Annotated in this window: 28 protein-coding genes; 14 read left to right on the forward strand and 14 right to left on the reverse strand. The window is 73.4% G+C overall.

The genetic code is table 11. The annotated features are described in order from the left end of the window. The first annotated feature begins 10 nt into the window (after positions 1-10). Both H5965_RS26205 and H5965_RS26210 read left to right on the forward strand, forming a co-directional pair. Positions 11-871, forward strand: coding sequence for a dioxygenase (locus H5965_RS26205; RefSeq protein WP_310972902.1), 861 nt, complete (start codon positions 11-13; stop codon positions 869-871). A 7-nt stretch (positions 872-878) separates the two neighbouring features. Beyond that, positions 879-1814, forward strand: coding sequence for a zinc-binding dehydrogenase (locus H5965_RS26210; RefSeq protein ID WP_310972903.1), 936 nt, complete (start codon positions 879-881; stop codon positions 1812-1814). Between the two features lie 28 nt (positions 1815-1842). Here H5965_RS26210 and H5965_RS26215 read toward each other — a convergent pair whose 3' ends face one another. After that, positions 1843-1998: a hypothetical protein gene (locus tag H5965_RS26215; protein ID WP_310972904.1), complete on the reverse strand. Its 156-nt coding sequence runs from the start codon at positions 1996-1998 to the stop codon at positions 1843-1845. A 174-nt stretch (positions 1999-2172) separates the two neighbouring features. Here H5965_RS26215 and H5965_RS26220 point away from each other — a divergent pair, with 174 nt between their 5' ends. From H5965_RS26220 to H5965_RS26230, 3 genes are read left to right on the forward strand one after another with little or no spacing between them, the layout of a single operon-like run. Further along, positions 2173-3318 carry a hypothetical protein gene (locus tag H5965_RS26220; protein ID WP_310972905.1) on the forward strand — a complete coding sequence of 382 codons (1146 nt, stop codon included), beginning with the start codon at positions 2173-2175 and terminating at the stop codon, positions 3316-3318. Then, on the forward strand, positions 3315-4745 hold the full coding sequence (locus H5965_RS26225; RefSeq protein WP_310972906.1) for a substrate-binding domain-containing protein: 1431 nt from the start codon (positions 3315-3317) through the stop codon (positions 4743-4745). Before H5965_RS26220 ends, H5965_RS26225 begins: the two co-directional genes overlap by 4 nt. After that, entirely contained in the window at positions 4732-5454 is a 723-nt protein-coding gene (locus tag H5965_RS26230; protein WP_310972907.1) for a hypothetical protein, read from the forward strand. The genes H5965_RS26225 and H5965_RS26230 overlap by 14 nt, the downstream gene beginning before the upstream one ends. 2 nt (positions 5455-5456) lie before the next feature. Here the strand turns inward: H5965_RS26230 and H5965_RS26235 are convergent, their stop codons facing one another. The 3 genes from H5965_RS26235 to H5965_RS26245 all read right to left on the reverse strand — a co-directional run bounded on the left by H5965_RS26235 (position 5457) and on the right by H5965_RS26245 (position 8610). Then, on the reverse strand, positions 5457-6203 hold the full coding sequence (locus H5965_RS26235) for a hypothetical protein (protein WP_310972908.1): 747 nt from the start codon (positions 6201-6203) through the stop codon (positions 5457-5459). Between the two features lie 55 nt (positions 6204-6258). After that, positions 6259-6792, reverse strand: coding sequence for a carboxymuconolactone decarboxylase family protein (locus H5965_RS26240; protein ID WP_310972909.1), 534 nt, complete (start codon positions 6790-6792; stop codon positions 6259-6261). Positions 6793-6894: 102 nt separating this feature from the next. Next, entirely contained in the window at positions 6895-8610 is a 1716-nt protein-coding gene (locus H5965_RS26245) for a glycosyl hydrolase family 18 protein (RefSeq protein WP_310972910.1), read from the reverse strand. Between the two features lie 288 nt (positions 8611-8898). On the opposite strand from H5965_RS26245, the gene H5965_RS26250 reads away from it, so the two are divergent. The 3 genes from H5965_RS26250 to H5965_RS26260 are packed head-to-tail and all read left to right on the forward strand — an operon-like array spanning position 8899 to position 12831. Next, positions 8899-11481 (forward strand): FtsX-like permease family protein, encoded by a 2583-nt coding sequence (locus H5965_RS26250; RefSeq protein ID WP_310972911.1) that lies wholly within the window; start codon positions 8899-8901, stop codon positions 11479-11481. Continuing rightward, the gene (locus H5965_RS26255; RefSeq protein ID WP_310972912.1) at positions 11474-12166 is read left to right on the forward strand and encodes an ATP-binding cassette domain-containing protein; all 693 of its coding nucleotides are present in this window, start codon (positions 11474-11476) and stop codon (positions 12164-12166) included. Before H5965_RS26250 ends, H5965_RS26255 begins: the two co-directional genes overlap by 8 nt. Further along, complete coding sequence (locus H5965_RS26260; RefSeq protein ID WP_310972913.1) at positions 12163-12831, forward strand: ATP-binding cassette domain-containing protein; 669 nt, start codon at positions 12163-12165, stop codon at positions 12829-12831. Before H5965_RS26255 ends, H5965_RS26260 begins: the two co-directional genes overlap by 4 nt. Before the next feature lie 129 nt (positions 12832-12960). Here H5965_RS26260 and H5965_RS26265 read toward each other — a convergent pair whose 3' ends face one another. Then, a complete protein-coding gene (locus H5965_RS26265; RefSeq protein ID WP_310972914.1) occupies positions 12961-14154 on the reverse strand; it encodes an FAD-dependent monooxygenase in 1194 nt (397 codons plus the stop codon). A 147-nt stretch (positions 14155-14301) separates the two neighbouring features. Between H5965_RS26265 and H5965_RS26270 the strand changes: the two genes are divergently transcribed. Next, positions 14302-14658 (forward strand): VOC family protein, encoded by a 357-nt coding sequence (locus H5965_RS26270; protein WP_310972915.1) that lies wholly within the window; start codon positions 14302-14304, stop codon positions 14656-14658. Here the strand turns inward: H5965_RS26270 and H5965_RS26275 are convergent. Next, on the reverse strand, positions 14655-15494 hold the full coding sequence (locus tag H5965_RS26275; protein ID WP_310972916.1) for an oxidoreductase: 840 nt from the start codon (positions 15492-15494) through the stop codon (positions 14655-14657). The two genes, H5965_RS26270 and H5965_RS26275, sit on opposite strands and share 4 nt — an antisense overlap. Positions 15495-15592: 98 nt before the next feature. Between H5965_RS26275 and H5965_RS26280 the strand changes: the two genes are divergently transcribed. Continuing rightward, the gene (locus H5965_RS26280) at positions 15593-16495 is read left to right on the forward strand and encodes a LysR family transcriptional regulator (protein ID WP_310972917.1); all 903 of its coding nucleotides are present in this window, start codon (positions 15593-15595) and stop codon (positions 16493-16495) included. A 114-nt stretch (positions 16496-16609) separates the two neighbouring features. Here H5965_RS26280 and H5965_RS26285 read toward each other — a convergent pair whose 3' ends face one another. Then, on the reverse strand, positions 16610-17239 hold the full coding sequence (locus tag H5965_RS26285) for an NAD(P)H-dependent oxidoreductase (protein ID WP_310972918.1): 630 nt from the start codon (positions 17237-17239) through the stop codon (positions 16610-16612). Positions 17240-17301: 62 nt separating this feature from the next. Here H5965_RS26285 and H5965_RS26290 point away from each other — a divergent pair, with 62 nt between their 5' ends. Both H5965_RS26290 and H5965_RS26295 read left to right on the forward strand, forming a co-directional pair. Continuing rightward, positions 17302-17934: a helix-turn-helix domain-containing protein gene (locus H5965_RS26290; RefSeq protein WP_310972919.1), complete on the forward strand. Its 633-nt coding sequence runs from the start codon at positions 17302-17304 to the stop codon at positions 17932-17934. Positions 17935-17977: 43 nt separating this feature from the next. Continuing rightward, complete coding sequence (locus H5965_RS26295; RefSeq protein ID WP_310972920.1) at positions 17978-19057, forward strand: GDSL-type esterase/lipase family protein; 1080 nt, start codon at positions 17978-17980, stop codon at positions 19055-19057. A gap of 4 nt (positions 19058-19061) precedes the next feature. On the opposite strand, the gene H5965_RS26300 is transcribed toward H5965_RS26295, so the two are convergent. Beyond that, a complete protein-coding gene (locus tag H5965_RS26300) occupies positions 19062-19529 on the reverse strand; it encodes a winged helix-turn-helix transcriptional regulator (RefSeq protein ID WP_396136947.1) in 468 nt (155 codons plus the stop codon). A gap of 337 nt (positions 19530-19866) precedes the next feature. Here H5965_RS26300 and H5965_RS26305 point away from each other — a divergent pair, with 337 nt between their 5' ends. Further along, positions 19867-20802: an MFS transporter gene (locus H5965_RS26305; RefSeq protein WP_310972922.1), complete on the forward strand. Its 936-nt coding sequence runs from the start codon at positions 19867-19869 to the stop codon at positions 20800-20802. On the opposite strand, the gene H5965_RS26310 is transcribed toward H5965_RS26305, so the two are convergent. From H5965_RS26310 to H5965_RS26325, 4 genes are read right to left on the reverse strand one after another with little or no spacing between them, the layout of a single operon-like run. Continuing rightward, positions 20699-20998, reverse strand: a complete 300-nt coding sequence (locus tag H5965_RS26310) for a hypothetical protein (protein WP_310972923.1) — start codon at positions 20996-20998, stop codon at positions 20699-20701. The two genes, H5965_RS26305 and H5965_RS26310, sit on opposite strands and share 104 nt — an antisense overlap. Beyond that, a complete protein-coding gene (locus H5965_RS26315; protein ID WP_191306170.1) occupies positions 20985-21209 on the reverse strand; it encodes a hypothetical protein in 225 nt (74 codons plus the stop codon). The genes H5965_RS26310 and H5965_RS26315 overlap by 14 nt, the downstream gene beginning before the upstream one ends. Before the next feature lie 46 nt (positions 21210-21255). Continuing rightward, positions 21256-21711, reverse strand: coding sequence for an Lrp/AsnC family transcriptional regulator (locus H5965_RS26320; RefSeq protein WP_043786019.1), 456 nt, complete (start codon positions 21709-21711; stop codon positions 21256-21258). Next, positions 21708-22850: a Xaa-Pro peptidase family protein gene (locus H5965_RS26325; protein ID WP_310972924.1), complete on the reverse strand. Its 1143-nt coding sequence runs from the start codon at positions 22848-22850 to the stop codon at positions 21708-21710. Before H5965_RS26325 ends, H5965_RS26320 begins: the two co-directional genes overlap by 4 nt. 312 nt (positions 22851-23162) lie before the next feature. Between H5965_RS26325 and H5965_RS26330 the strand changes: the two genes are divergently transcribed. Beyond that, positions 23163-24107, forward strand: coding sequence for a 5'-3' exonuclease (locus H5965_RS26330; RefSeq protein WP_310972925.1), 945 nt, complete (start codon positions 23163-23165; stop codon positions 24105-24107). On the opposite strand, the gene H5965_RS26335 is transcribed toward H5965_RS26330, so the two are convergent. Further along, entirely contained in the window at positions 24104-25321 is a 1218-nt protein-coding gene (locus H5965_RS26335) for a GNAT family N-acetyltransferase (RefSeq protein ID WP_310972926.1), read from the reverse strand. The two genes, H5965_RS26330 and H5965_RS26335, sit on opposite strands and share 4 nt — an antisense overlap. 42 nt (positions 25322-25363) lie before the next feature. After that, positions 25364-26566, reverse strand: coding sequence for a GNAT family N-acetyltransferase (locus H5965_RS26340; RefSeq protein WP_310972927.1), 1203 nt, complete (start codon positions 26564-26566; stop codon positions 25364-25366). Positions 26567-26631 lie beyond the last annotated feature (65 nt).

The raw sequence follows: 26631 nt of genomic DNA on the forward strand, positions 1-26631 counted from the left end.
AGGAACGCCGATGCAGCTGGTCACCGAGGACAACATCACCGAGCTCGCCGCGCAGCGCTGGGCGAGCGCGCACGACCCGCGGACGGCGGAGGTGATGGCGGCGCTCGTGCGCCACCTGCACGCCTTCGCCCGCGAAGTCCGGCTGAGCGAGCCCGAGTGGATGGCCGCGATGCGGTGGCTGACCGAGACCGGGCGGATCAGCGACGAGAAGCGGGAGGAGTTCATCCTCGCCTCCGACGTGCTCGGCCTGAGCATGCTGGTGGTCCAGATGAACCACGCCTTCGACGCGAAGGCGACCCCGGCCACCGTGCTCGGTCCGTTCCACATCGACGGCTCGCCCGAGAAGGACTTCGGCGGCGACATGTCCGACGGCGTAGGAGGCACGCCGCTCTACATCACCGGCGCGGTCCTCGACCTCGACGGCACGCCCGTCACCGGTGCGGTGCTCGACGTGTGGCAGGCCGACGAGGACGGCGCGTACGAGTCGCAGATCCCGGACATCGACGAAGCCCGGCTGCGCGCCAAGTACACCAGCCGCGCCGACGGGACCTACTGCGTGCGGACCATCGCGCCGAAGGGCTATTCGATCCCGATGGACGGCCCGGTCGGCGCGCTGATCCGCGGCACCGACATCAGTCACTTCCGGCCCGCGCACGTGCACTTCCTGATCAACGCCGCCGGGTACGAGCCGCTGATCACCCACCTGTTCCAGGAGGGCGCGCAGTACCTGGACAGCGACGTCGTGTTCGGCACCAAGCAGGAATTGGTGGTCGCCTTCGAGGAACGCGATCCCGGGCCGACGCCGGACGGCGGCGAATCGGCGCAGCCGTGGCTCGAGGCGCGCTACGACTTCGTCCTGCAGCCGGTGTGAGGCGCCGGTGCGCGCGGCGGAGATCCGGGCGGCCGGGCAGCCGCCGGTGGTGGCTGACCGGGCCGAGCCCTCTCCCGGGCCCGGTGAGGTCGCCGTCCGCGTGACGGCGGCGCCGATCACCCCGCTCGACCTGCTGTGCGCGTCCGGCACGTCCTACTTCGGCGTGCCGGCCACCCCGTATGTGCCCGGGGTGCAGGGCGTGGGCGAGCTGGCGGGGACGCCGGTCTGGTTCGCCACGGCGGCGGGCATGCGGCCCGGGGACGGGAGCATGGCCGAGTACGCCGTGGCCGCGTCCGGCGACGTGGTCATCCTGCCGGAGGGGGCCGATCCCGCGCTGGTCGCGGCGCTCGGGCTGTCCGCGGTCGCGGCGTGGCGGTGCCTGACGGCCACGGGCGGACTCGCCGCGGGCGAGACCGTGCTGGTGCTCGGCGCGGGCGGCGTGGTCGGGCAGTCGGCCGTCCAGCTGGCGCGAGTGGCCGGAGCCGGCCGGGTGGTGGCGTGCGCGCGGTCGGAGGCCGCGCTGGCGCGGGCCCGGCAGCTCGGTGCGGACGCCACGGTCCGGCTGGTGGACGGCGAAGACGCCGAAACACTGGCGCGGCGGCTCGGGGCGGTGGCCGGCCCGGTCGACCTGGTGGTCGATCCGGTGTGCGGGCTCCCGGCCGCGGCGGCGCTGCACACCCTGCGCCCGGGCGGGCGGCTGATCAACCTCGGCAGCGCGGCCGGCGAGGTGTGCCCGGTCCCCTCGGCGCTGCTGCGCAGCCGGTCACTGCGGATCCTCGGCTACACGAACAACGAGCTCACCGCCGGCGAGCGCCGCGAAGCGCTCCTGACGGTGGTGGCACAGACGGTGGCGGGGGCGCTCACGGCCGGGTACGAGCGCGTCCCGCTGCACGACGCGGCCCGGGCGTGGAACCGCCCGGGCCGCGTGGTGCTGGTGCCCTGACGCGGGCATCCGGCGGTGACCACGGTGGTCACCGGCCCCCAGGGCCGGGTTTCGGCACATCGCCGATGTAGGGACCGCTTCCCACCCCGCCGACCGGCGACGGGTCGTTCGTCGCGGACGCCGCGGGGGCGAGCACGGCGAGCGCGGCCGCGGCGAGCAAAGCGGCAGCTACAGCACGTTTCATCGATGAGCTCCTTCGCGTTCCCCGGCATTGTGCGGGATCCGGCTTCCAAACCGCTTCCGTTCCCGGAAAAACCGATGGTCCGTTCGGTCCTATTTCGGCGGATGCCGTGGCCGGTGCGGACGGCCTTCTCGTTCAATGACCCCGTACGGAGTCCGAGGGGCCGAGGGGGCCGGGGTGGACGAGCCGAAGTTCGACGTCGTCGACACGCGACGGCGGTTCCTGTCCTGGTTCGTGCCCCCGGCGGGGGTCTTCGTGCTCGGGTTCGTCGTGCTGCTGTTCGCCGGGCACGTCACCGGGCCGCTGAAGCACATCACCGTGGTGCGCGCGATGATCGCGTCCAAGCGGGACTTCTTCGAGGACGAGCAGGTCAAGCGGCTGCTGATGAGCCACGGCTACCAGGTGCAGGTGACCCCGGCCGGCTCGTTCGAGCTGGCCGAGACCGCCGACCTGGACGGCTACCAGTTCGTGTTCCCCTCCGGCCAGGCCGCGGCCGACCGCGTCTACGAGCGCCGCCAGAGCAAGCACGCGGTCGGGTACAAGCCGTTCTTCACGCCGCTCGTGCTGGCCACCTTCCGCGACTACGCCGAGGCGCTGGTCGCGGCGAAAGTGGCCGAGCGGCGGTCCACCGGGGACCCGCCGCTGTACTACAGCGTCGAGATGGACAAGCTGATGGCGCTCGTGGCCGGCCTGGGCCGCTGGCGGGACTACGGCCCCGGTCTCAGCGCGAACCGGCTGCTCATCCAGTCGCCTGACCCGTGCCGGAGCTACTCGGGCGCCGCCTACGTCGGCCTGGTCGCCTTCGCACGCTACGCGCAGCCGGCGGCGACGGAAGCCGAAGCCGTCGAGCAGGCCCGCGGGATCAAGCCGATGCTGGACGCCGAGGGCCAGCACAGCGACGACATGGCGCCGAAGTACTTCGTGCCGGAGGGCCGCAGCTTCGCGACGGTCGCGGTCATCTACGAGCACCAGTACCTCGCCTACCAGAACCGGCGGCTGGACAACGGCTCGGGCCTCGACGCCGACCGGGTCCTGATGTACCCCAGTGCCCAGCACCAGACCGCGCCCGACCTCATCTCGTTCAGCCCCGAGGGCGACGCGATCGGGGCGCTCCTGATGTCCGATCCGGCCCTGCGCCGGCGGGCCGTCGAACTCGGGTTCCACGTGTACTCGGCCGACACCGCGCAGTTCGACTTCGCCGGCTACCTCAAGGAGCGCCGCATCCCGGAACCCGCGGCCGCGATCGGGGACACCGAGACCTGGCTGCCCCGCGACGCCGAGTTCCGGCGGATGGTCGCCGAGATCGGGGGCTGCCGGTGGTGAGGGCCGCCCTGGTGCTGCTGCTCCTGCTCACCGCGTGCAGTCCCGGCGAGCCCGCCGACACGAAGCTCACCGTGCTGGCCACCAGCGAGCTCGCCGATCTGGGGCCTGTGCTGGCGGACCTGCGTCGCGACACCGGTGTCGAACTGGTCCTGGACTACCGCGGCACGGTGGCGGCGACCGCCGAGCTGAACCGCGGGTTCGACCTGGCCTGGCTCTCGACCGGCCGGTTCCTGCGGCTGCGCGGGGCCGAACCGGAGCTCGCGACGTCGATCATGCTCTCGCCGCTGGTGCTCGGCGTGAAGCCGGGCGAGGCGGCGAAGCTGGGTGCGCAGCCGACGTGGGCGGACATCGCCGATCGCGCGGCCGGCGGCGAGCTGCGGTTCGGCATGGCGGACCCGCACGTCTCCGGCAGCGGGCTGGCCGCCCTGATCGGCGTGGCCACCGCGGCGGCCGGGACGGGCGCGGCGCTGCGGCCGGAGGACGTCCGGTGCGACCGGATCCAGGGCTTCCTCGCGGGCCGGGCGTTCGACGCCGCCGACGTCGCCGAGGAGTACGTGCGCCGCGAGCGCGAGGCAGGCGGCATCGTCGCGCCCGAGTCGGCGATCCTGGCGCTCAACGCCTCGGGCCGGCTGCGCGAGCCCCTCGAAGTCGTCTACCCGCGGGACGGGATCGTGCTCGCGGACTACCCGCTGATGCTGCTGAACCCGGACAAGCGCGCGGCCTACGACCGGGTCGTGCAGTGGCTGCGCGGCCCGTCGGCGCAGCGGGCGATCATGGACCGGACGTTCCGGCGCCCGGCCGATCCGGCGGTGCCGCGCACCGGGCCGCTGGCGGCGCCGATCGGGAACCCGCTTTACTTCCCGGACCACCAGGAGGTGCTCGACCGGCTGCTGCAGGCCTACGACCGCGCGCGCACCGGCCGTCAGGTGATCTTCGTGCTGGACTACTCGCTGTCCATGGCCGGGCCGCGGGTGGCGGCGCTGCGCCGGGCGTTCGCGGCGCTGACCGGGTTCGACCGCTTCTACGCCGGCGAGACCGTGACGATCATCCGGTTCGCCGGCGAGGTCCTGGAGGAGCGCACGGTCACCGTGTCCCGCCGGGAAGACGCCGACGCGCTGCAGGCGGTCGTGGGTTCGGCGGACCTGCGGCCGTACACGGCGATCTGGGGTGCGCTCGAGCACGCCTACCGGATCGCGAAGCCGGGGGCGTCGATCGTGCTGATGACCGACGGCGAGAACAACGCCGGCCCGGGCCTGGACGGGTTCCTGGCCGGCCGGCACGACGCCGGGCCGGCGTTCGCAATCCGGTTCGGCGAGGCGAACCCGGCCGAGCTGGGCCGGGCCACCGCCGCGACCGGCGGGCGCGTCGTCGACGGCACCGCGGAATCGTTGACGGAGGCGGTGAGGGAGCTTCGTGGATGTCGATAGGGCCATGCTGTGGTCGGTGCTCGGCTGGTGGGGCGTGCTCTGGGTGGTGACCGCGCTGGCCGCGGTGCTGGCGCTCGTGGTGCTGGTGCTCGGGGTGCTGAGGCGCAGCCGCCCGGTGATCCTGCCCGGCCTGCCGTTCTACCTGGACGAGCCGCGGGTGATCGAGCTGTGCCAGCAGGGCGGCTACGGCGACATCGCCAAGCGGACGATCCGGGAGTTCGTCAACCGCAGCACCGACGGCTCGTTCGGGTTCACCAGCCAGTGGTTCAAGCTCGGCCGCGGCGCCAACCGCGGGCACGAGACGGAGACGAGCTACGACGTGCACGTCACCGCGAACACGCTGCTGGGCCTGGCGTTGCAGTCCCTGGAGGCGCAGCACGGCGTCGTGCACGCGAACCTGCCGGCCCGGTCGGTGCAGGGCGACCGGGCGTGGCGCCGGACGCGCTCGCCGCGGCTGTCGGAGATCCACGACGGTTACGTGGTCGTGCAGGGCAAGTTCACCGTGGCCGAGGAGTCCGGCGACGAGGTCGTGCTGCACGCGCGGATCGGCCGGCACGACGCGTGGGTCCGGGTGGCCTGCCACGACGGCCACCTGCGCCGCAAGGAGGTGCCGCGGGGCGAGTTCAACGCGCGCTGCCTCGGCAAGAGCCAGGCGTGGCGGCCGGACAGCGGCGAGCTGGTCATCCTGCCGATCGCCGTCCTCCAGTAGCCTCACGAAGGCGGCTGGAGGTCCTTGCAGAGTGCGGTGGGGAACTTCGGTTCGGCGGCCAGGATTTCGCCGCAGCCGCCACCCTTCGCCCCGGCGACGCTCGTCCAGCCGGTGCCCGCCCAGCGGTAGGCGACCCGGGTCGCGGGCTCGCCGCTGTGCCGTTGCAGGTCGTGGATCAGCCAGTTCTGGTCGCAGGCCCGGGTGGTGCCGGGGTACTCGGCTTCGGCGCTGAACTCCAGCTGCGCGATCCACGCCGGGTTGCAGTGATCGGCGGGCGGGTGGCAGCCGAGGCGCTCGTCGCACTTCTTCCAGGCGCCGGACACCAGCCCCCAGGTCTGGTTGACGTTGACGATGAACGGCCGGTCCCCGATCGGTGCCGCCGTCTTGACCGGGAAATCGGCCGGTGCCTGCGCGCAGCTCGTACCCTCCGGCGGCCGGAACAGGATCTCGGCATCGATGCGGTTGCCGTCCTCGGTGACCCGGGCGTGCGGTGCTCCGGCGCAGGTGGGCAGGTCGACGTGCAGGACGGCGCTGCGGTCGTCGGGACCCGGCCGGACGTCGGTGACCCACGCGAGCTGCTCCGCCGGCGGCGCGGGCACGGGCGGCTCCGAAGTGGCCGCCGGTGACGCGGGCGCCGGCGTGGCGGTGCTCTGGTACGGGATGTCCAGCGCCAGCAGCAGCCAGAACGCGAGCAGGCCGGTGGCGAGCACCCCGGCCGTCCACAGCGCAGGCTTGACGAATCGCGACATCGAAGCTCCCCCCTCAATGTTCCAGGGGGAGCCTAGCCGACGTCGGGCGCCCGGCTCAGCCGCCGTAGCCCTCGGTGGCGAGCATCTTCCCGATCTGGTCGTAGACCGCCTGGTCGTCCGGGGCCACCGTGGCGAGGCCGTCGACGTAGCGGTTGAACATGCAGAACGCCGCCGCGATCAGGACGGTGTCGTGCAGCTCGACGTCGGTCGCGCCTTCCGCGCGGGCCGCCTCGATCAGCTCGGGCGTCACCGCGCGCCCGGTTTCGCGGGTGGCGAGGGCGATCCGCAGGAGGGCCTTGAGCTTCGCCCCCACCGGTGCGTCGTCGATCCCCGCGCAGGCCGCGTCGACCACCGCGCGGCCGCCCTCGAGGGTTTCGGCCGCGGCGGCGGCGTGGCTGCCGTGGCAGAAGCGGCATTCGTTGCCGTGGGACACCACCGCCGCGATCAGTTCGCGCTCGCCGACGGTCAGGCTGCTCGGGCCGCGCAGGAGGGTCTGCGCCAGCTGGTTGAGCGGGACGGCGGTCTCGGGCCGGAACGCGAACAGCGACCGGATGCCGGGCGACTGCGGGTCGAGCGGGATGTGCGGCATCGGTTCCTCCAGGCGGGCGCGAAAGATCGTCCCGCGCAGTCTGGCGGCCGGCGGCGGCCCGGCCAACCTCCGTGTTGCGCAACCGGACCGCCGCCGAAAGCCTCAACCGACTGCGAAGTCGTCGGCGTAGACGGCACTTTGGCCGTACCAGCCGTGGACGTACACGGTCACCGCGCCCGACGCGCCGGTCGTGAACGGCACCGACAGCTTCGTCCAGCCGCTGCTGGAGGTCCACGCGCTCGCGGTGGCCCCGCCGCGGACGCCGACGTAGGCGTAGCTGCCCTGCACCCACGCCGTGAGCGTGTAGGCGTGGTTCGGGGCGAGCGTCACGTTCTGCGCGGCTTCGCCGGTGGCCGACGCCGTGGGCGTCACCTGCAGCGCGTGGGTGCCCGAGTGCGCCGGGGTGGCGACGATCGCGTCGCCGGGTGCGGTCCACGGGCTCAGTGCGCCGGTCTCGAAGCCGCCGTTGACCACGCCGCCGGCGGGCGGAGTGCCCTTGACGGTGAGGGTGAAGGTGGTGCTGTGGCTGCCGGAGGCGGCGGTGCCGGTCACGGTGAGCGGGTAGACGCCGGGGACGGCGGCCGCGGTGGTGCCCACCGAGAGCGACGCGCTGCCGCCCGCGGTCACCGTGCCGGGGCTGACGGCCGCGGTGACGCCGGCGGGTGCGCCGGTGACCGACAGGGTGACCTGCTGGGCGGAGCCGGACGTCACCGCGGTGCTCACCGTCGCCGAGGCCGAGCCGCCCGGGTCCACCGCGGCCGAGGCCGGGGTGGCGGCGAGGGAGAAGTCGTTGCCGGGTACGGACGTGCCGCCGGTGAAGGGTTCGAAGGCGTGGCTGAAGAACCAGGTGTCCTGGGCGATGCCGGAGCAGTTGTCGGCCGCGGCGCCGCCGGGGCAGCTGCCGTTGTCGCGTTGCAGCGCCCAGAACGACAGCGTGTTGATGCCCTTGGCCACGGCCCAGTCGTAGACGGTGGCCGCGTCGGCGGTGGTGAAGGTTTCGGCCGGGCCGAAGTCGTCGACGCCGATCATCTCGGTGACCCCGACCATCGCCCACAGCTGCGCCTGGGTCTTGCCCGGGTAGAGGGAGCCGAGCTGGGTGACCAGGCCGGCCGCGGCGGTCTGGGTGTCGGTGGCCATCTGGTGGGCGGCGTTGTCGTAGTAGTCGAAGGTCATCAGGTTGACGACGTCGACGCGGGTGCCGTTGGCGACGGCGTTGCGCAGGACGGCGAGGCCGCTGTCGGCGAGGCCGCGGGTGGTCGTGGGCAGGGTGTAGGAGATCTGCAGCGGGCGCCCGGAGGCCGCGGCCCAGTCCTGGACCTTCTTGAGGGCCTTGTTGCGGCGGTCGATCCCGGCGGAGTTGGTCAGCGAGTTGTCCTCGATGTCCATGTCGAGCCGCGGGACGTCGTAGGTGGTGAGCACCGACTGGTAGGCGGCGGCGATGGAGTCCACACTCGTGCAGCTGTCGGCTATTTCGGTGCCGGTGTTGTCGGCGGTGTAGCCGCCGAAGGACGGGATGACGTCGCCGCCGCGGGAACGGATGGTGGCGATGTCGGCCCCGAAGACGCCGGTGGAGATCGGCATCCCGGTGTCGCCGTTCCAGTACACCGTGCAGGAACCCTTGGTGGCGGCCTGCAGGAACGCCATCGTGAGGTGCTTGGCGCCGGACTGCTGGGCCAGCGCGGCCGGGCTCTCGCCGGTCCAGGCTTCGAAGTAGGGCGCGAAGACGTGCGCGGGCAGCGGCGTGGCGGCCTCGGCGGTCCCGGCCGCGGCGACCAGGGAACCGGCCGAGAACGCCGCCAGGGCAAGGGAAACGGACAATCGGGAAAAAGGTCTGCGTCGACGCATCTGCGCTCCTGAGCCGGCGGGAGCCGTGCGGCGGCGTGGCACGGCGGGAACGCTTGCTTTCAGGATTGGACCAGACCAATCGGCGCGTCAAGGTCCAGACCACTAAACCGGCCGGATGGCGGCGGCGATTGCGCGGGAAGGCAGCCCGGCGCGAGCCCACCGGGTGGGCAACGATCGTGACAAAAACGTTCCAACTCTCCGGGGCGGCCGGTAGCGTCCTGGTCCATGCGGGTGATGTGGGGGAAGAATGGACGACGCAGAGTGACCAAGCCGTGGCGAGCCGCCCCGAAGGCCGCCCTCTCCAGCCCGCTGACGCTGATCGTGGCGGCCGTGACCTCGCTGCTGGCGTGTTTCCTCGGCACCGCCGCGGTGCTGCAGGCGTCCGCGGCCGGCGGGGCCACCGTCGCCTACCAGACGGGCATCACCTGCCCGGACAGCTACGGCCCGATGTTCGGCAAGGGCAACATGCCGGTGCAGGACATCCCGGCGGTGACCGGCGCGATCCAGCGCCACGCCGCCGCGCACGGCTTCGGCGCGCCCGTCGTCGGCGAGTTCACCACCGTGTTGCGGGGCACCGAGTTCAACGGCGACCCGCACTACAAGGTCCGCTTCGGCTACCGCGACCAGGTCGGCCTGGACAACCTGACGCTGCAGCAGGGCACGCGGGCGCCGGGGCTGTGGCTGGGCAACGTGGTGGCCGACGCCGAGCACATCGGCCTCGGCACGAAGCCGAGCCTGCAGGGCGTGCCGCTGCCGCCGGTCACCGGCATCTACCGCGACCTGCTCGACCCGCCGCCGCGGTGGTGGTGCTCGCAGCAGTCCGGGGCCGTGATCGACCGGCTGGTCGACGACCCGATCGACTCGATCGTCTTCGCCACCGACCGCAAGACCTTCGACGACACGATCCAGGCCATCGGCCTGCCGACGATGCAATACTTCCACGTCTCCTTCTACGAGCCGGCGCCGACGACGCTGAGCGCCGCGGAAGACCTGCTGCAGCGCTCACAGGACCTGGTCGCCGACGTCCGCGCCGACCTGACCGCCCAGGGCCTCGGCTCGCTGATCGCCGCCGACGTCCCGACGTTCCAGCGCTCGGTGCAGATCGCCCGGCAGGCCCAGGAGAACGTGTTCGTCTCGATCCTGCCGCTGGCGCTGATCAGCGTCCTGGTCGGCTGCGCCGGCCTGGGCACGGTGGCCCTGCAGTGGTACCAGCGGCGGCACGCCCAGCTGCGGCTGCTGTCGGCGCGCGGCAGCGGCCCGGCGGCGCTCGGCGGGCTCGCCGTCGCCGAGCTGGGCCTGCCGATCCTGCTCGGCGGGGCGGCGGGCGCGGTGGCGGCGCGGCTGCTGCTCGGCGTGTACGGCCCGCCGGGCGCCCCGGACCCGGCCGCCGTGCTGACGGCTGTCGGCGTCGCGGCCGGGACGCTGGCGGTGTCGCTGGTGCTGCTGGCCCTGGTCGTCGCGGTGCGGGTGCACCGGGAGTTCGAGCTGGGCCGGGTGCGCCGCGGCGGCAAGCGGGTGCGGCTGCTGGCGTACTTCCCCTGGGAGCTGGCGACGGCCGGTATGGCCTGGCTGGGCTGGACGCGGCTGGCGCACTACGGCACGGCGTCCCGGCTGGGCAATCCCCTCCCCCAGGTGGATCCGCTGGCCCTGACCTACCCGGTGTTCGTGGTGCTGACGGTCGGGCTGCTGACCGCGCGGCTGGCGTGGCTGGCCCTGCACGCCTCGCACCGGGCCCGGTTCTGGTCGCGCCCGGCGCTGCAGCTGGCGATCCGGCGGCTGGCCGGCGCCCGCGCCCCGGTGACCGGGGTGCTGGTCATCGGAACCCTCGCCATCGGCACGCTGGCCACCGGGATCGGCATCGCCCGCGGCCAGGAGGAGGCGCTGGAAACCAAGTCGGCGATCTTCGTCGGCAGCAACGCCCGCCTCGACACCGACAGCCCGCTCGGCATGGGCCAGGTCGCGATGCCCCCGTCACTGGCCGGGACCAGCACCGTGGTCGGCGAGCTGACCGGGACCGGCAGCGTGGTGCTGGTGGTCGACCCGGCGACGTTCGCCCGCGGTGCCGCGGTCGAGCACATTCCGGGCGACGACCTGGCCGGGCTGCTGCAGAAGATCTCGCAGCCGGACCCGCGCGGCACGCCGGTGATCCGGGTCGGGCACACGGCCAAGCAGAACGCCAAGCTGCCCGACGACCTGCCCGACGCGGTCGTCGCCGGTGACCTGCCGGTGTTCCCGATGATCGGCACCTCCCCCGGCTACGTCGTCTCGCGCACGGTGCTCAGCCACGCGCAGCTGGACGGCATTCCGAAGTGGAGCGTGCTGACGACCGCGCCGATGGCGGAGGCGACCGCGGCGCTGCGCGCGGCGGGGGTGTTCATCCCGAACCGGATCAGCCGTGAGTCCGCTTTGGACGGTCTGCCGTTCTTCGTGGTGGCGTGGACGTTCTCGTTCGTGGCGTTGCTGGGCGCGGTGCTCGGCGTGGTGGCGGTCCTCGCGCTGCTGGTCGCGGTCGAGGTCCGGCGGCGGCAGAACGCCCTGGCCGGGGCGCTGGTGCTGCGGATGGGCATGCGGCCGCGGACGCTGCTGGCCAGTCACCTGATGGAGCTGGGGGCGCTGAGCGGGCTGGCGATCGTGGTCGGGGTGGTGTGCGGGGTTTCGGTGGCGGGGCTGTCGGTGCCCCGGTTCGACCCGGCGACGTTCCTCGCGCCGCGCTCGGAGCTGCCGGATCCGCTGCCGTTCGTGCTGACCGTCGTCGTGATCGGCGTGGCGGTGGTCGCGCTGGCCGGCTGGATCGCGGTGCGCTCGGTGCGCACCGCCCGGACCGCGGAGCTGATCCGTGCCTGAGAAGCCCATCTTTTCCCTGCGCGGCATCGGCGTGGACTACCCGACGCCGGCCGGGGTCGTCACCGGCGTCGACGACGTCAGCCTCGACGTGCCCGCGCGCGGGATGACCGTGCTGGCCGGGCCGTCGGGGTCGGGGAAGTCGACGCTGCTGCGCGTGCTGGGGCTGTTCGAGCAGCCCGCGCGCGGCACGCTGACGTTCCAGGGCGCCGACGTCCGCAAGCTCAAGCACCGCGAGCGGCGGGCGTTGCGGCGCCACCACCTGGGGCTGGTGTTCCAGAACCCGAGCGACAACCTGCTGGGCTACCTGACGGTCGCGGAGAACCTGCACGCCGCGGCCGAGGCCGCCGGGACCGAGTGCAACGCCGAGGACATCCTCGGGCAGCTGGGCCTGCACGGCACCGGCGGCTGGAAGATCGCCGCGCTCTCGGGCGGGCAGCAGCAGCGGCTGGCGTTCGGGTGCGTGCTGGCCGCGCGCTCGACGGTGATCCTCGCCGACGAGCCGACGTCGCAATTGGACGAAGCTTCGGCCGACCTGGTGCTGGACACCCTGCAGTACCTGGTGGACCAGGACTTCGCGGTCCTGGTCGCCTCGCACGACGAACGCCTGATCGACCTCGGCGCGCGGGTGGCCCGGCTGCACAAGGGCGTGCTCGAAGGCATCGAAGAACGGGAGCTGCCGGCATGACACTCGTGGAAGCGGTCGGGCTGCGCCGCAGTTTCGCCCACCCCAGCGGCGACATCGAGGTGCTGCGCGGGCTGGAACTGCGGGTGGGCGCGGGCGAGCTGGTGACGGTGTCGGGCCGGTCGGGTTCGGGCAAGAGCGCGCTGCTGGCCCTGCTGTGCGGCTTCGACTCCCCCGACTCCGGCTGCGTGCTCCTCGACGGTGTCCCGATCGACGGCGCGCCGCCGTGGCACACGTGCGCGGTGCTGCCGCAGGCGCTCGGGCTGGCCAACGAGCTGACGATCGCGGAGAACGTGGCCTTGCCGCTGCGGCTGCGGTCGGACGTGCCGCGCCCGTCGCCGTCGGCGATCGCCGAGCGGGTGGGTGGCCTGCTGGACGAGCTGGGCATCGGCGGCCTCGGCGACCGCTATCCCCTGGAGGTGTCGTTCGGGCAGCAGCAGCGGGTGGCGCTGGCCCGCGCGGTCGCCGGCCGCCCGCGGGTCCTGCTGACGGACGAGCCGACGGCGCACCTGGACGCCGGCTCGACACCCCGGGTCCTGCGGCTCCTGCGCCAATGCGCGACGGAAGGCGCGGCGGTGATCGTGGCCACCCACGACGAGGAGGTCCACCGCATCGCCGACCGCCGCGTCCGCCTGCTCGACGGGGTGCTCACGGCGCTGCTGGACTGACCGGCACGACCACGCTCAGCCGGCCCGCTCCCCGACGCCGCGAATGACTCATTCGCGGCGCCGGAGGTCCCGAATGAGTCATTCGCGACCTTCGTCACCCGGGCACCCCACGTCACCGGCCGTGCCCGCTCACGGCGCTGCTGGACTGACCCGCGCCCCCGAGTCCGGCACCCCCGCGTAGTCCGGCAGCTCGACGCCGTTGAGCGCGCGCTCGATCAGCGGCATGAGCGCTTCCATGTCGGGCTCGGCGTCCGCACCGGCCTCGCGGCTCTGCACGTGCAGCCGGCCGATCTCCTGGTTGGCCTCGACGAACGAGCGCATCCGCGTCTCGTAGCCGGCGAACCCCGCCTCCGGGTCCCACCCGGCCGCAGCCAGCTCGCCGGCCAGCAGGTAGGCACCGACCAAAGCCAGCCCGGTGCCGCCACCCGACATAGGCGACGAACAGAACGCCGCGTCACCGATCAGGCCCACGCGTCCCGACGACCAGCGGTCCAGCACCACCTGGGCAACCTGGTCGAGGTAGAAGTCCGGGGTGTCGTCCAGGTGCGCGAGGATCTCCTCCGTCCGCCAGCCCAGGCCGGCCATCCGCGCGCGCAGCAGGTCCTTCTGCGCGTCGATGTCGCGGTGGTCGACGTCGAAGCCGTCGGCGGGGAACGACAGCATGGCCATCGCCCGGGTGGGGTCCTTGAGCGGCCGCAGCCCGGCCGAGCGCCCCTCGTGCTGGTAGTCGATCATCCAGCGGTCGATCCCGAACTCGTTGGGCACGCTGTAGAAGGCCAGCACCATCCCGAGGTGGCGGACGAACCGCTCGCGCGGCCCGAAGACCATCCCGCGCAGCGCCGAGTGCAGCCCGTCGGCCCCGATCACCAGGTCGAAGCGCCGCCGGGCGCCGCTCGCGCAGGTGACGTCGACGCCGTCCGCGTCCTGGGCGAGCTCGGCGATCCGGTCGCCGAAGAGGTATTCGACGTGCTCGCGCGTGTCGTCGTAGATCACCTGGGACAGATCGCCGCGCAGGATCTCGATGTCCGCGATGTACCCGTCGCCGCCGTCGTCCTCGGCGCTGAAGGTCTCCAGCACGTTCCCGTCGGCGTCCACGGTGTGCGCGCCGGCGGTTTCGGTCCGGGCCGCGCGTACCGGCGCCTCCAGCCCCATCCGGCGGATGACGTCCTTGGCCACCCCGCGCGCGTCCACCGCCTGGCCGCCGGGACGCAGCCCGGGCGCCCGTTCCACGACGGTCACCTCGGCGCCCCGCCGCCGCAGGCAGTGGGCCAGCGCGGGCCCCGCGATGCTCGCCCCGGCCACCAGCACCCTGTTCCCGCTCACCGCGGTCCCCCCATCGCCGTCCGCATGCCGGTCCGGAGTGTAGCGGCGGTGGCCGCGCCAACCGATCAGGAATCGAGAAGCGCTGGTCAGCGGGTCGGCCATAGCGTTCACGACGTACCGCAGACCACGACTTCAGGAGCACCGAAGATGAGCACTCAGGGGATCAAGACCGTCCTGCACCCCGTCACCGACCTGGCCGCCGCCAAGGCCGTCTACACCGCCTTGCTGGGCGTCGAGCCGCAGGCCGACGCGCCCTACTACGTCGGCTACGACGTCGAAGGCCAGCACATCGGGCTGGTGCCGAACGGCGCGCAGCAGGGCATGACCGGGCCGGTGTCCTACTGGCACGTCGACGACATCGAGGCGAAGCTCGCCGAGGTGACCGCGGCGGGCGGGACGGTCAAGGACGAGCCGAAGGACGTCGGCAACGGCCGCCTGGTCGCGACCTTCACCGACGCCGACGGCAACGTCCTCGGCGTGCTGCAGGACCCCGCCCGGTCCTAGCCGAGCGCGGTGGCCCGGCTGACCTCCTCCCAGGCCGCCAGGTCCGCCGCGACCGCCTCGTGGTGGGCGCGGATGGCTTCGACGGCGTCCGCGCCCAGCGCGAGCCGCAGCGGGGCGTCGTCGCTGCCGACCGCCCGGACGATCGCCGCGGCGGCCTTGGCCGGGTCGCCGGGCTGGGTGCCGTCCATGTTCTCGACCGCTTCCCGCGTTCCGCCGGTCGACACCGCGTAGGCGTCGATCGTGCGGGAGCGGTGCATGCGGCCGCCGCCGAACTCGGTGCGGAAGGCGCCCGGCTCGACGATCAGCACCCGCACCCCGAACGGCGCCACCTCCGCGGCCAGGGCTTCGGAGATGCCTTCCAGCGCGAACTTCGTCGCGCAGTAGGCGCCGTAGCCGGGCGGGGACAGCTGCCCGCCCATCGAGCTGATCTGCACGACCGTGCCGCTGCCCTGCGCGCGCAGGTGCGGCAGCACGGCCTTGGTGACCGCGACCGCGCCGAAGAACATCACGTCCATCAGCGCGCGTAGTTCGTCCATGGTGAGTTCTTCGACCGCGCCGACCGAGCCGCTGCCGGCGTTGTTGACCACGACGTCGATCCGGCCGAACGCCTCGAGCGCGGCTTCCACCGCCGTGTCGATCTGCCCGGCGTCGGTGACGTCGAGGGCGGCGGTCCGGAGCCGGTCGCCGCCGCGGTCCTGCAGTTCGGTCAGGGTTTCCGGTCGGCGGGCGGTGGCCAGCACGCGGTCGCCCGCGGCGAGCGCGGCCAGCGCGATTTCCCGGCCGAAGCCGGCGGAGCAGCCGGTGATCAGCCAGACGCGGCCGTCGGTGTTCGTCATTTTCCGTGTCCTCCCAGTGCTTTCCTCCTTTCCATCCTGACGACGATCATGGGTGGGGCGCCAACACCGATGTCCTGGCGCGGCTACAGTCGGAGCCTGTGACCCCCGAGTTGCGGCAGCTCCGCTACTTCGTCGCCGTGGCCGAGGCGGGCAGCTTCACCCGCGCCGCCGCCGGGCTGCACCTCGCCCAGCAGTCGCTGTCCCAGCAGATCACCGTGCTGGAGCGGGCGCTCGGCGTCCGGCTGTTCGACCGGGACGCGCGGGGGACACGGCTCACCGCCGTCGGCCGGCTGTTCCTGCCCGAGGCCCGCGCGGTGCTCACCCGCGCCGAAGAAGCCGTCGCCACACTAGGGCGGGCGGTGCGCGGCGAGATCGGCGACGTCCGGCTCGTCTTCCTCGCCACGACGGCGAACTACCTGCTGCCGCCGGTGGTGCGGGCGGTCCGGGAGCAGCTGCCCGGGCTGGCGGTGACGACGGCCGAGGCGTCGATCGCCGAGCTGGTCGAGGGCCTGCGCGAGGGCCGGTTCGACCTGGCGTTCACCCGGCCGCCGCTGGTGGCCGGCCTGGTGACCCGGACGTTGCTGACCGAAGAGGTGTGTGCGGTGCTGCCCGTGGAGCACCCGCTCGCCGGTCGGGTGTCGCTGAAGCTGGCCGATCTGGCGGACGAGCCATGGGTGCTCACCCCGCGCGGCAGCTGGGAGCCGTGGCACCGCGGCTACGACGACGACTTCGCCGCGGCCGGCTTCACCCCGCGGGTGGTGCAGCGGGCCGCGACCGTGCAGGGCCTGCTCGGACTGGTCGCGGCCGGGGTCGGGGTGACCCGGCTGGCCCGCTCCTCGCACAGCCTGCGTCGCACCGGCGTGGCGTTCGTACCGTTGGAGGGCGAGGTCGCCCGCACGGAACTGGTGTGGCTGCCGGGCAACGACAACCCGGCGGTCCGGGCGATCGCCGAGGTGGCGGCCGGTCTCGCGGCGGCGACGGATCTGACTCAGGCGGGCTGACCGCTGCGCGGCGACCTGGCCGCTGTTGGCGCAGGCGGGGTTGGAGCAGCAGGTGACGATTTGGCGGCGACGTCGTCGGTGACCAGGTCGATGGTCTCGGTCATGGCGGGCCTTTCAGAAGGTCTTGGCGGTGTCGCGGGCGGCTTCATGGGCGATGCGGCCGAGTTCGGCGGCGTCGCCGGTGAGGGTGGGGTGGAAGCGGATCTCGGTGACGTCGTCGATGCCGGTCCAGTTGAGCCAGCCGGTGAAGAACGGCGCCTGGAAGTCCGCGCCGAACTCCGGGCCGAGCCCGGGCGCCCACACCGCGCTGGTGTAGATGACCGCGGCGCGCTTGCCGCGGCCGGCCAGGAGGTGCCGGTACCCGGTGGCCGGGTCGACACCGAAGACCCAGCCGGGCTGGGACACGACGTCGACGAACTGCTTGAGCACGTACGGCACGCCGGAGTTCCACATCGGCACGCTGAACAGGATCCGGTCGGCGGCGTCGAACCGGGCGAACGCCGCCTGCGCCGCGGCCCAGGCCTCGGCCTCCTCGCCCTGTGGGGTGCCGCCGCCGAAGACGGTCATCTTGGCGCGGGCGGCCGCGGGGCCGAACGCGGGCAGCGAGCCGTCCCAGAGGTCCCATTCGTCGATGTCGGCGTCCGGGTGCTGGTTGCGGTAGCTGTCCAGGAAAGTGGCTGCCAGACGCAGCGATTCGGATGCTTCCCCTCGTGGGGACGCGGAAATGTGCAGCAGATCGGGCATGGCGATGCTCCTCGGACGAGGCCCGGCTTTCGCCGGACGGCAAATCGGACTAGAGTCCGCTTATGTCCTCGAACCGTAGCGGACCGAAGTCCGTTTCGTCAACGCCGGCCGGGCTGCCGGTGCTCGGCGCCCCCGTCCGCGAGCGGGCCGACGCCGCCCGCAACCGGATCCGCGTCCTGGAAGCCGCCGAGAAGCTCTTCGCCGAACGCGGCGTCGACGCGGTCACCATGGACGACGTCGCGGGCGCGGCCGGCGTCGGCAAGGGCACGCTCTACCGCCGTTTCGGCGACAAGGGCGGCCTCGCCATGGCTCTGCTCGACGAGCGCGAACGGGAACTCCAGGAGCGGATCATCACCGGCCCGCCCCCGTTGGGCCCGGGCGCGGAGCCCGCCGACCGCGTCGGCGCGTTCATCGAGGCGTACCTGGAGCTCCTGGACCGGCAGCTGGACCTGGTGCTGCTGTCGGAGACCGCCACGACGGGCGCCCGCTTCCGCACCGGCGCGCACGCGTTGTGGCGCCGGCACTGCCGGCACCTCCTCGAAGCGGGCGGGGCGGAGGACGCCGAGATCGCCGCGGACGTCCTGCTCGCGGCGCTGTCGGCCGAGCAGGTGCGGCATTGGCGGCAGGAGCGCGAGATGTCGTCGGCGACACTGGCGGAGTCGCTCGTCCGGCTGGCGCGGACCTGGCTCCGGTGACGCACCGTGTCCGCCGCTGGGCCGGTCCGTAGAATCGACGGCGATGCGTCGTCTTCGGTGGTACTGGGGAGCCCTCGTCCTCGCGTGCGTGGCCCTGCTGGTCGGCTTCTTCGTCTTCTTCGGCTCCGAAAGCAAGCCCGGGCAGCCGCAGCCGCGGCAGGGTCCGCCCGGCACCGGGCCGCTCACCGTCGTCGCGATGGGTGACAGCACCGTCTCCGGCGAAGGGGCCGGCCAGTACACCGCCGCCACCAACGGGCAGGGCGGCAACTGGTGCCACCGCTCCCCCAACGCCTTCGTCGAGAAGATCGCCGCCCCGGGCGTCACCGCGCGGGTCAACCTCGGCTGTTCCGGCGCGCCCGCCGAGCAGGTCGCGCTCGGGGACGTCAAGCAATGGACCGAGGGTTCGCAGGCGCGGCAGCTCGCCGCGCTGGTGAAGGACCACCGGGTGGCGGTGGTGGTGATCGCGGTCGGCGCGAACGACGAGCCGAAGTTCTCCAACCAGGTCAACGACTGCTTCAAGGCCTGGTTCGACGCCGGCGGCCCGCCGTGCAGCACCGCGCTGAAGCAGACCTGGAAGTCCAAAGTGGACGCAATGGTGCCGAAGGTCGCGAAGGCCGTCTCGGACGTCAAAACCGTGCTGGCGCAGGCCGGCTACGTCCCGGCCGACTACCAGCTGATCCTGCAGTCCTACGCGGCCCCGATCGGCCCGGACCTCCCGGAGGACCTGCGCAGCCTCAACGGCTGCCCGTTCCGCACCGAAGACCTGCGCTGGATCGCCCAGACCGGCATCGGCGTCCTGTCCTCCGGCCTGAAAGCGGCCGCCCAGCAGTCCGGGGCGCGGTTCCTGGACCTGGCGAAGGCGGGCGTCAAGCACGAGGCCTGCAGCGGCGGCGCGAACCCGGCGACCGAGTGGTTCACCCGGCTGACGCTCCAGCTGGCCGACCTCGGCCGGGCCGAGCGGGCCGGGCACGCGCTGCAGGAATCGTTCCACCCCAACGCGACCGGCCACGCGGCGATCGCCAACTGCCTGACCGAGTTCATCGCGGCCAAGGACGGCAACGCCTCCTGCCTGGCCGGCGCGGACGGCAAGCTCCACGCGGTCCCGGAGGTCGTGGCCCGCTGACCGCTCAGGGCACTTTGCGCACGGACGTCGTGTCCACGTCGGCGCGGGTGCCGTCCGCCCCGGCCGGCTGCAGCGGCGGAAGCGGGACGCCGTGGGTGTCGACCAGCACCGAGTGGGCCTCGCCGGGCGCGAACGCGTGCCGTTCGCCCCACTGCCGCAGGGCCACGACGACCGTGAACAGGTCGCGCCCGGCCGGGGTCAGCTCGTAGACCTGCCGCCGGCCGGACGGCGCGGTCCGCCGGTCGAGGACGCCGCGGTCGACCAGGCGGCGGAGCCGGTCGGTGAGGATGTTGCGGGCGATCCCGGTGCGCTGCCGGAAGTCGGTGAACGACCGGGCGCCGTCCATCGCGTCGCGGACGACGAGCAGGCTCCAGCGGTCGCCGACGAGGTCGAGCGTGCGCGCCACCGGGCAGCTCGGGTCGGTCCAGTCCTCGGTCACCACACCTCCGGAAGAGTTGCTGTTCGCAACCATTCTGCCGTACGGTCGGATCAGTTGCAATCTGCTACCGATCGGAGGGCCATGGGCCGGAACACGCTGCTGGCGGCGGTGTGCGCCGTCGCGGTCGCGAGCATCTACGCCGCGCAGCCCGCGCTCGCCGGGATCGGCGCGGACCTGGACGTCCCGGCCGCGGACCTCGGCTGGATCGTCGCGGCCGGCCAGCTCGGCTACCTGGCGGGACTGGCCCTGCTCGTCCCCCTGGGTGACCTGCGGGACCGGCGCCGGCTCATCGCGGGCCACCTCGTCCTGACGGCGGCGGGCACGGTCGTCGCCGCCTCCGCGACCCGGCTCTGGGTGGCTGCTGGCCGGGTTGGCCGTCGCCGGGTTGTTCGCCGTCGTCGTGCAGACGACCGTCGCCTACGCCGCGGCGAGTGCCACGCCGGCCGAACGTGGCCGCACCCTCGGCGTGGTGACCTCTGGGGTGGTCCTCGGCATCCTCGGCGCCCGCGTCGCGGCCGGGGCGCTGGCCACGGCGTGGGGCTGGCGCAGCGTGTACGTCGTGCTCGCCGCGCTCCTGGTCACGCTGGCGGCGGTGGTCCTGAAGACACTCCCACCCGACCCGCGCCCCGCACGGTCGTCCTACCGGGACGTGCTGACGTCGCTGGGCGGGCTGTTCCGCGAGCGGCTGTTCGTTTCGCGCGGGCTGGTCGCGTTCTTCCTGTTCGCCTCGTTCGGCACGCTGTGGAGCGGCCTGGCGCTCCCCCTGTCCGCCGCGCCGTGGCGGCTGGACGCGGCGCGGATCGGCCTGTTCGGGCTCGCCGGGCTGGTCGGCGCGCTGGGCGCCGCCCGGGCGGGCCGCTGGGCCGACGCGGGGTTCGCGCGCACGGTCACGGTCGGCGCCCTCGCCCTGCTCGCCGTCTCATGGGCGGCGATCGGGCAGGCGTCGTGGTCACTCCCGCTCGTCGTCGCCGGTGTGGTGGTGCTCGACTTCGCCGTGCAGGCCGTGCACGTGAGCAACCAGCACCTGCTGACCACCGCGTATCCGGACGCGACCAGCACCGCCATCGGCGGCTACATGCTCTTCTACTCGCTCGGCTCGGCTCTGGGCGCGACCGCCACGACGGCCGCGTTCGCCGTCGCCGGCTGGGCGGGTTCCAGCGTCCTCGGCGCGGGATTCGCCTTGTGCGCCTCGGCGGCCGGCCTCACAGGTCGAGCGCGGCCCGCAGCGCGATGTCGATCCGTTCCTGGACGTCCTGGTCGATCTCGGCGATCCGCTCGTCGAACCACGGGCGGTAGAGCCGGGTGAGGTTGAGCGTCGACACCCAGTACCGGGCGTCGATCGCGACGCCGAGGATGTCCATCGGGTCGCGGTCGAGGAGTTCGGTGCCGAGCAGCCACGGCCGCTCGGACTCGTTCACCCCGTCCGAGGACAGCAGCACCACTGTGCGCTGCCGGGCCGGATCGGTCGGGGGGTGGTACGTCCAGACTTCACCCCTGCGCACGCAGATCCTTCTCCGCCGCGCTCAGCTCGGCCTCGTCCGATTCCGCGGCGGCCGGTTCCGGCTTCTGCGGGGTGTAACCCGTGCGCACCGCCTCGCGCCTGGCCGCCTTCGACAGCCAGGACGAGACCGAGATCCCGTGGGCTTTCGCGGCTCGTTCGGCGAATTCCAGCGCGCCGCTGTCCAGCGAAAGAGTGACCTTACGTGTTGCCATACCTTTTACCGTACCAGCGCCCCGGCCACCGGGCGGGGCGCCGGGGTCAGAACGTCGGCGAACGTCCCTCGAACGGCGTAGAGAGCACCACCGTCGTGCGGGTCGACACCTTTGCCGCCTCCCGGATCCGCCGCAGCAGGTCCTCCAGCGCCAGCGGCGACTGGACGCGCACCAGCAGGATGTAGGACTCGTCGCCGGCCACCGAGTAGCACGACTCGATCTCCTTGATGTGCTGGATCCGCTGCGGGTAGTCGTCCGGCGCGGCCGGGTCGTTCGGCGTCAGCGAGATCAGCGCCGTCAGCGGCAGGCCGATCTGCTCGCCGTCGAGCCGCGCGGTGTAGCCGAGGATGACCCCGCGCTGCTCGAGGCGGCGCACCCGCTGGTGCACCGCCGACACCGACAACCCGACCCGCTCGGCGAGGTCGGTGAAGCTGCGCCGCCCGTCCGCCGCGAGCTCCTGCACGATCGACTGGTCCAGCGGCTCCAGGCCGCCGGTCGTCATGCGTCCAGCACGACGAGCTCGTGCGGCTGGTTGTTGACGGCCTCGACGCCGTCTTCGGTGACGATGACGATGTCCTCGATCCGGGCGCCCCACCGGCCCGGCTGGTAGATGCCCGGCTCGACGCTGAAGGCCATGCCCGGCTCCAGCGGCAGCGCGTTCCCGGCGATGATGTACGGCTCCTCGTGCACGTCCAGGCCGATGCCGTGCCCGGTGCGGTGGATGAAGTACTCCCCGAACCCGGCCTCGGCGATGACGTCCCGCGCGGCGGCGTCGACGGCCTCGGCGGTCACGCCCGGCTTCACGGCGGCCACCGCGGCGGCCTGCGCGCGCTGCAGGACCGCGTAGGTCTCGGCCACGTCGGCGTCGCGCGGAGTACCCACGGCGTAGGTGCGGGTGGAGTCGGAGTTGTAGCCGGCCGGCAGCGGGCCGCCGATGTCGACGACCACGACGTCACCCTTCTCGATGACGCGCTCGGAGACGTCGTGGTGCGGGCTGGCCCCGTTCGGCCCCGACCCGACGATCACGAAGTCGGCCTGGACGTGGCCCTCCTCGACGATGGCCGCGGCGATGTCGGCCCCGACTTCGGCTTCGGTGCGACCGGGCCGCAGCCACTCGTGGACGCGGGCGTGCACCCGGTCGATCGCCGCACCGGCTTCGCGCAGCGACGCGATCTCGGCGGCGTCCTTGCGCATCCGCAGCTCCCGGACGACGGGACCGGCCAGCGTCTGCTCGGCGGTGTCGAGGGCGGCCCGCAGCGCGAGGACGTGCAGGGCCGGCGTGAAGTCGCTGACGGCGACCCGCCCGGGCTTGCCGAGCCGGTCGGCGACGAGCTTGTAGGGGTCGTCGCCGTCGACCCAGGTGAGCAGCTCGACGCCGAGCTCGTCGGTGGGGACGTCGGCGTACCCGGGCGCCTCCAGCTTCGGCACGACGAGCGCGGGCGTGCCGTCGGCGGGGACGACGAGGGTGGTGAGCCGCTCGAACGAGCCCCCGGCCTGCCCGAGCAGGTACCGCAGGTCGGAGCCGGGCGCGATCAGCAGGGCATCGGTCCCCGCGGCGGCCGCGGCAGCGCGGGCACGGTCCAGCCGCGCCCGGAGAGCGGCGGCATCGGGAGCGGGCGTGTGAAGGGATCGGCGCGACATGAAGGCGAGCCTAGTGGGGCGGCGGGCGAACCGAACGCGCCCGGGCCCACGACATGCCGGGCCGGGTGACCCGCGGCTCACCGCTCCCCCGCCGCGAGCCGCCCTGGCCCGCGGGGGCGCCCCCCGTTTTCCACGCTACCGGTCACCACCGACAATTCCGGGCCCCGCAAGCCGAACCCGATCAGCCACCCTCGTCGCCGCGAGCCCCGGCCCGCACCGCACCGCACCCCCGGCACCGGCGCCGCACTCCCCGGGCGACCCCGCCGCGTGGCTTGCCCCTCCTCCGCCCTCCGGACGTGGCAGGCTGTGCGGGTGACCGGATCCCTTGCCCTGCTCGACTCCGCGAGCCTGTACTTCCGCTCCTTCTTCGCCCTGCCCGACTCGATGCGTGCCGCCGATGGGACGCAGGTCAACGCCGTGCGGGGGTTTGCCGACACGATTGCGCGGATCCTCACCGACCGGCGGCCCGCGCGGCTCGTCTGCTGCCTCGACGCCGACTGGCGGCCGAAGTTCCGCACCGACCTGCTCCCGAGCTACAAGGCGCACCGGGTGGCCGAAGAGACCGGCAGCGGCCCCGATGTCGAAGAAGTCCCCGACACGCTCACCCCGCAGGTGCCGATCATCCTCGACCTGCTCGAGGCCTTCGGGTTCGCCACCGCCGAAGCCGCCGGGTACGAGGCCGACGACGTCATCGGGGCGCTCGCCACCCGGGAGAAGGCCGACCCCGTCGAGGTCATCACCGGCGACCGGGACCTGTTCCAGCTCGTGCGCACCGAACCCACCCCCACCTCCGTCATCTACGTCGGCAAGGGCTGGGCCAAGGCCGAGGTGCTGGGCCCGGCCGAGATCGCCGAGCGCTACAGCCTCCCCCGCGACACCGCCGGGCCCGCCTACGCGGACATGGCCGCCCTGCGCGGCGACCCGTCCGACGGGCTGCCCGGGGTCGCCGGCATCGGCGAGAAGACCGCCGCCAAGCTGATCACGCAGTTCGGGTCGCTCGAAGCCCTCGTCGCCGCGGGCGAAGCCGGGGACTCCGCGCTCCCGCTGAAGACCCGGCTGCGGCTGAAGGACGCCGCGGACTACCTCGCCGTCGCCCCCACCGTGGTCCGGGTGGCCGTCGACGCGCCGGTCGAGCAGTCCCGCCCCGACACCGTCCCCGCCACGCCCGCCGACCCCGAGCGGGTCGCCGAGCTCGCCGAACGGTGGAACCTCGGCAACTCCGTCGAACGGCTCCTCAAGGCCCTTCCCGGCGCCTAGAAGTGCGTGCCGCACCAGGGCGCGGCCGTCGTGGTGAACAGCTCGTCGGCCCGCCCGGGCGCCGCCGGGTCGCGGACGTCGAGGCGGCCCGCCTCCGCCAGCGTCGTCGCCGGCCAGTGCCCGAGGTAAAGCATGCCGAGCGTGTCGACGTCGAGGGCCAGGTCCGCCGCGGCGTCGGTGCGCCGGGCCCCGTCCGGGCCGACCTCGTAGTGCCCGGTGTTGGCCGGCAGCAGGCGGTCGGTCACCGCGAGCACCACCGGAGCGGCCGCCCGGTAGGTGCGGGCGGCGAGCGCGGCCGCGACGTCGACCGGCCGCAGCCACAGGTCGTCCTCGACGGCGGCGGTGGCCGCGTGCCGGTGGTCGGTCAGCATCAGCGCGAGGGGCTCGTCGACCGGGCGGTGCCGGGCGCGTACCTCCGAAACCAGGTCCACCGACAGCAGGTACCGCCAGAGTGCGGCCCGCGCGGCCGGGCCGGCGGCGTGCAGGTCGTGGACGTCCAGCGCGGCACCGTGGTCGGGTGAGTCGAACGACCGGCGGGTGATCGTGGCGTACACGACGAACCCGTCGTCACCGTCCGGTCCACTGTGGACGGCGACCAGGTGCCCGCCGTCCGGGCTCACCTGCCGGTTGTGCGAGATCGGCCACCACCGCTCCGGCCGCCCGATCATGCCCGGCCGGTGCAGCCCGATCCGCCGGTACAGCCCCGGGATCTCCTTCACCGCCTCCTCGGACGTCAGCAGCCGGACATCCCCCTCGGCCGCGACGCGCTCGTGCAGCCGCGCCGCCGGCCGCGCCACCCGCAGGGTCTTGCCGAGCGCGGCCGAACCGTAGCCGAACCGCCCGTAGATGGTGGGTTCGCTCGCGTGCAGGACGGCCAGCGGCAGCCCGCGGGCCGCGAAGTCCGCCAGCTGCGCCCGCATCATCGCGCTCAGCACCCCACGGCGGGTCCGGTCGGCGCGGACCCCGACCCCCTCCACCGCCGCGACCGCCACCGTCCGCCCGCCGGGGACGGCGATCTCGGTGTCGTAGGAGCTGACGATCCCGATCGGGCTCCCGCCCTCGAACGCGCCGAACTTGTGCCCGGCCGGCCAGGACTCCCCGATCCGCGCCCAGAGGTCGTCGGTGACGGGCGGGGCGTGCAACGCGCGGCGCAGCAGGTCGAACGTGCTGCGCCGCTCTTCTTCGGTGATCGGGCGGACGTCGAAGGCAGTCATCCTCCCGATCCTGCCGCGGGACGTCCGGACCGGCACCCGGTTTCAGAAGTGGCTGCCGCTCCAGGCCGCCACCCGGGTGCCGAACAGCACGTCCGCGGCCGCCGGAGCGGCCGGGTCCCGGACCTCGATCCGGCCCGCGTCCGCCAGCGCCGACGGCCGCCAGGTGCCGAGGTACACCATCGCCAGCGTGGTGACGTCCAGGCGCAGCCCGGCCGGCCGGTCCGTGCGCCCGGCGCCGTCCGGCGTCACCAGGTACGTGCCGCCGTTGCCGGGCAGCAGCGGATCGGTCACCTCGATCACCACCGGCTCGCCGGACCCGTACGCCCGGCCGGCCAAGGCGGCCGGGACGTCGACGAGCCGGATCCAGTGCTCGTCCCCGATCCGGTCGACGTTCCCGCGCCGGTGATCGGCCAGCAGCAGCTCGATCGGGTCGTCGAGCGGCCGCGACTCGACCGCGACCCGGTCCACCAGGTCGAGCCCCAGCAGGAACCGCCACAGCCCGGCGAACGCCGCCGGGGAACCGGCGAACAGGTCCGCCACCTCCAAGGTCTTCGTCCACGGGTGCGCCTGCGCCCCCGCCACGTGGTAGAAGGCGAACCCGTCCGGCCCGCCGGGACCGTGGTGCACCAGCGCCCTCACCGGCATCGTGTGCCGCCGCAGCTGCATCTCGTACAGCCGCCACAGCACCTCGGGCCGGGACATCATCCCCGGCCGGTGCTCGAGACCGTCGTACACCGCGGGACAGACCTCCAGGGCCCGGTCGAAGTCCAGCAGCTCCAGCTCCCCGCCCACCGGCGCGTCCGGCCGCAGCCGCGCCCGGTGCCGGTCGACGCTGTAGGCGCGGTACCGGGTGGCCAGGCCGTAGCCGAACCGGCCGTAGATCCCGGCTTCCGACGCCAGCAGGTTCGCGAACACCACCCCGCGCGCCGCGAAGTCCTCGAGCTGCGCCGTCATCATCGCCCGCAGCACCCCACGCCGCGTCCGGTCGGGCCGCACCCCGACCGAGGTGACCCCCACCATCGGCAGCGACGCCCCGCCCGGCACGGTCAGCTGCGCGTCGAACGAGCGGGCCGTGCCGATCAGCTCCGGATCGAACACCCCGACCGTGCCCCCGGGCTGGTAGTACCGCGCCGCGTACACCCACTCGGCGTCGTCGGAGGGCGGGAAGTGCACGGTCTCCCGGAACAGGTTGCTCGCCGCCCGGTGCTCCTCGGTGCCCAGCGTCCGGATCTCGAAGTCGCTCATGCCCGGATCATCCTCGGAAACGCCGAGGCCCGGCCACCGGAATTACCGACGGCCGGGCCCGAAAC

This window comes from Amycolatopsis sp. 505 (assembly GCF_031625235.1).
Taxonomy (GTDB): Bacteria; Actinomycetota; Actinomycetes; order Mycobacteriales; family Pseudonocardiaceae; genus Amycolatopsis.

Excerpts from the sequence above, each read along its gene's own strand:
- H5965_RS26205 (WP_310972902.1), top strand. The coding sequence starts at position 11 with ATGCAGCTGGTCACCGAGGACAACATCACCGAGCTCGCCGCGCAGCGC.
- H5965_RS26215 (WP_310972904.1), bottom strand. The coding sequence starts at position 1,998 with ATGAAACGTGCTGTAGCTGCCGCTTTGCTCGCCGCGGCCGCGCTCGCC.
- H5965_RS26235 (WP_310972908.1), bottom strand. The coding sequence starts at position 6,203 with ATGTCGCGATTCGTCAAGCCTGCGCTGTGGACGGCCGGGGTGCTCGCC.
- H5965_RS26240 (WP_310972909.1), bottom strand. The coding sequence starts at position 6,792 with ATGCCGCACATCCCGCTCGACCCGCAGTCGCCCGGCATCCGGTCGCTG.
- H5965_RS26260 (WP_310972913.1), top strand. The coding sequence starts at position 12,163 with ATGACACTCGTGGAAGCGGTCGGGCTGCGCCGCAGTTTCGCCCACCCC.
- H5965_RS26270 (WP_310972915.1), top strand. The coding sequence starts at position 14,302 with ATGAGCACTCAGGGGATCAAGACCGTCCTGCACCCCGTCACCGACCTG.
- H5965_RS26275 (WP_310972916.1), bottom strand. The coding sequence starts at position 15,494 with ATGACGAACACCGACGGCCGCGTCTGGCTGATCACCGGCTGCTCCGCC.
- H5965_RS26285 (WP_310972918.1), bottom strand. The coding sequence starts at position 17,239 with ATGCCCGATCTGCTGCACATTTCCGCGTCCCCACGAGGGGAAGCATCC.
- H5965_RS26290 (WP_310972919.1), top strand. The coding sequence starts at position 17,302 with ATGTCCTCGAACCGTAGCGGACCGAAGTCCGTTTCGTCAACGCCGGCC.
- H5965_RS26295 (WP_310972920.1), top strand. The coding sequence starts at position 17,978 with ATGCGTCGTCTTCGGTGGTACTGGGGAGCCCTCGTCCTCGCGTGCGTG.
- H5965_RS26300 (WP_396136947.1), bottom strand. The coding sequence starts at position 19,529 with ATGGTTGCGAACAGCAACTCTTCCGGAGGTGTGGTGACCGAGGACTGG.
- H5965_RS26315 (WP_191306170.1), bottom strand. The coding sequence starts at position 21,209 with ATGGCAACACGTAAGGTCACTCTTTCGCTGGACAGCGGCGCGCTGGAA.
- H5965_RS26320 (WP_043786019.1), bottom strand. The coding sequence starts at position 21,711 with ATGACGACCGGCGGCCTGGAGCCGCTGGACCAGTCGATCGTGCAGGAG.
- H5965_RS26325 (WP_310972924.1), bottom strand. The coding sequence starts at position 22,850 with ATGTCGCGCCGATCCCTTCACACGCCCGCTCCCGATGCCGCCGCTCTC.
- H5965_RS26335 (WP_310972926.1), bottom strand. The coding sequence starts at position 25,321 with ATGACTGCCTTCGACGTCCGCCCGATCACCGAAGAAGAGCGGCGCAGC.
- H5965_RS26340 (WP_310972927.1), bottom strand. The coding sequence starts at position 26,566 with ATGAGCGACTTCGAGATCCGGACGCTGGGCACCGAGGAGCACCGGGCG.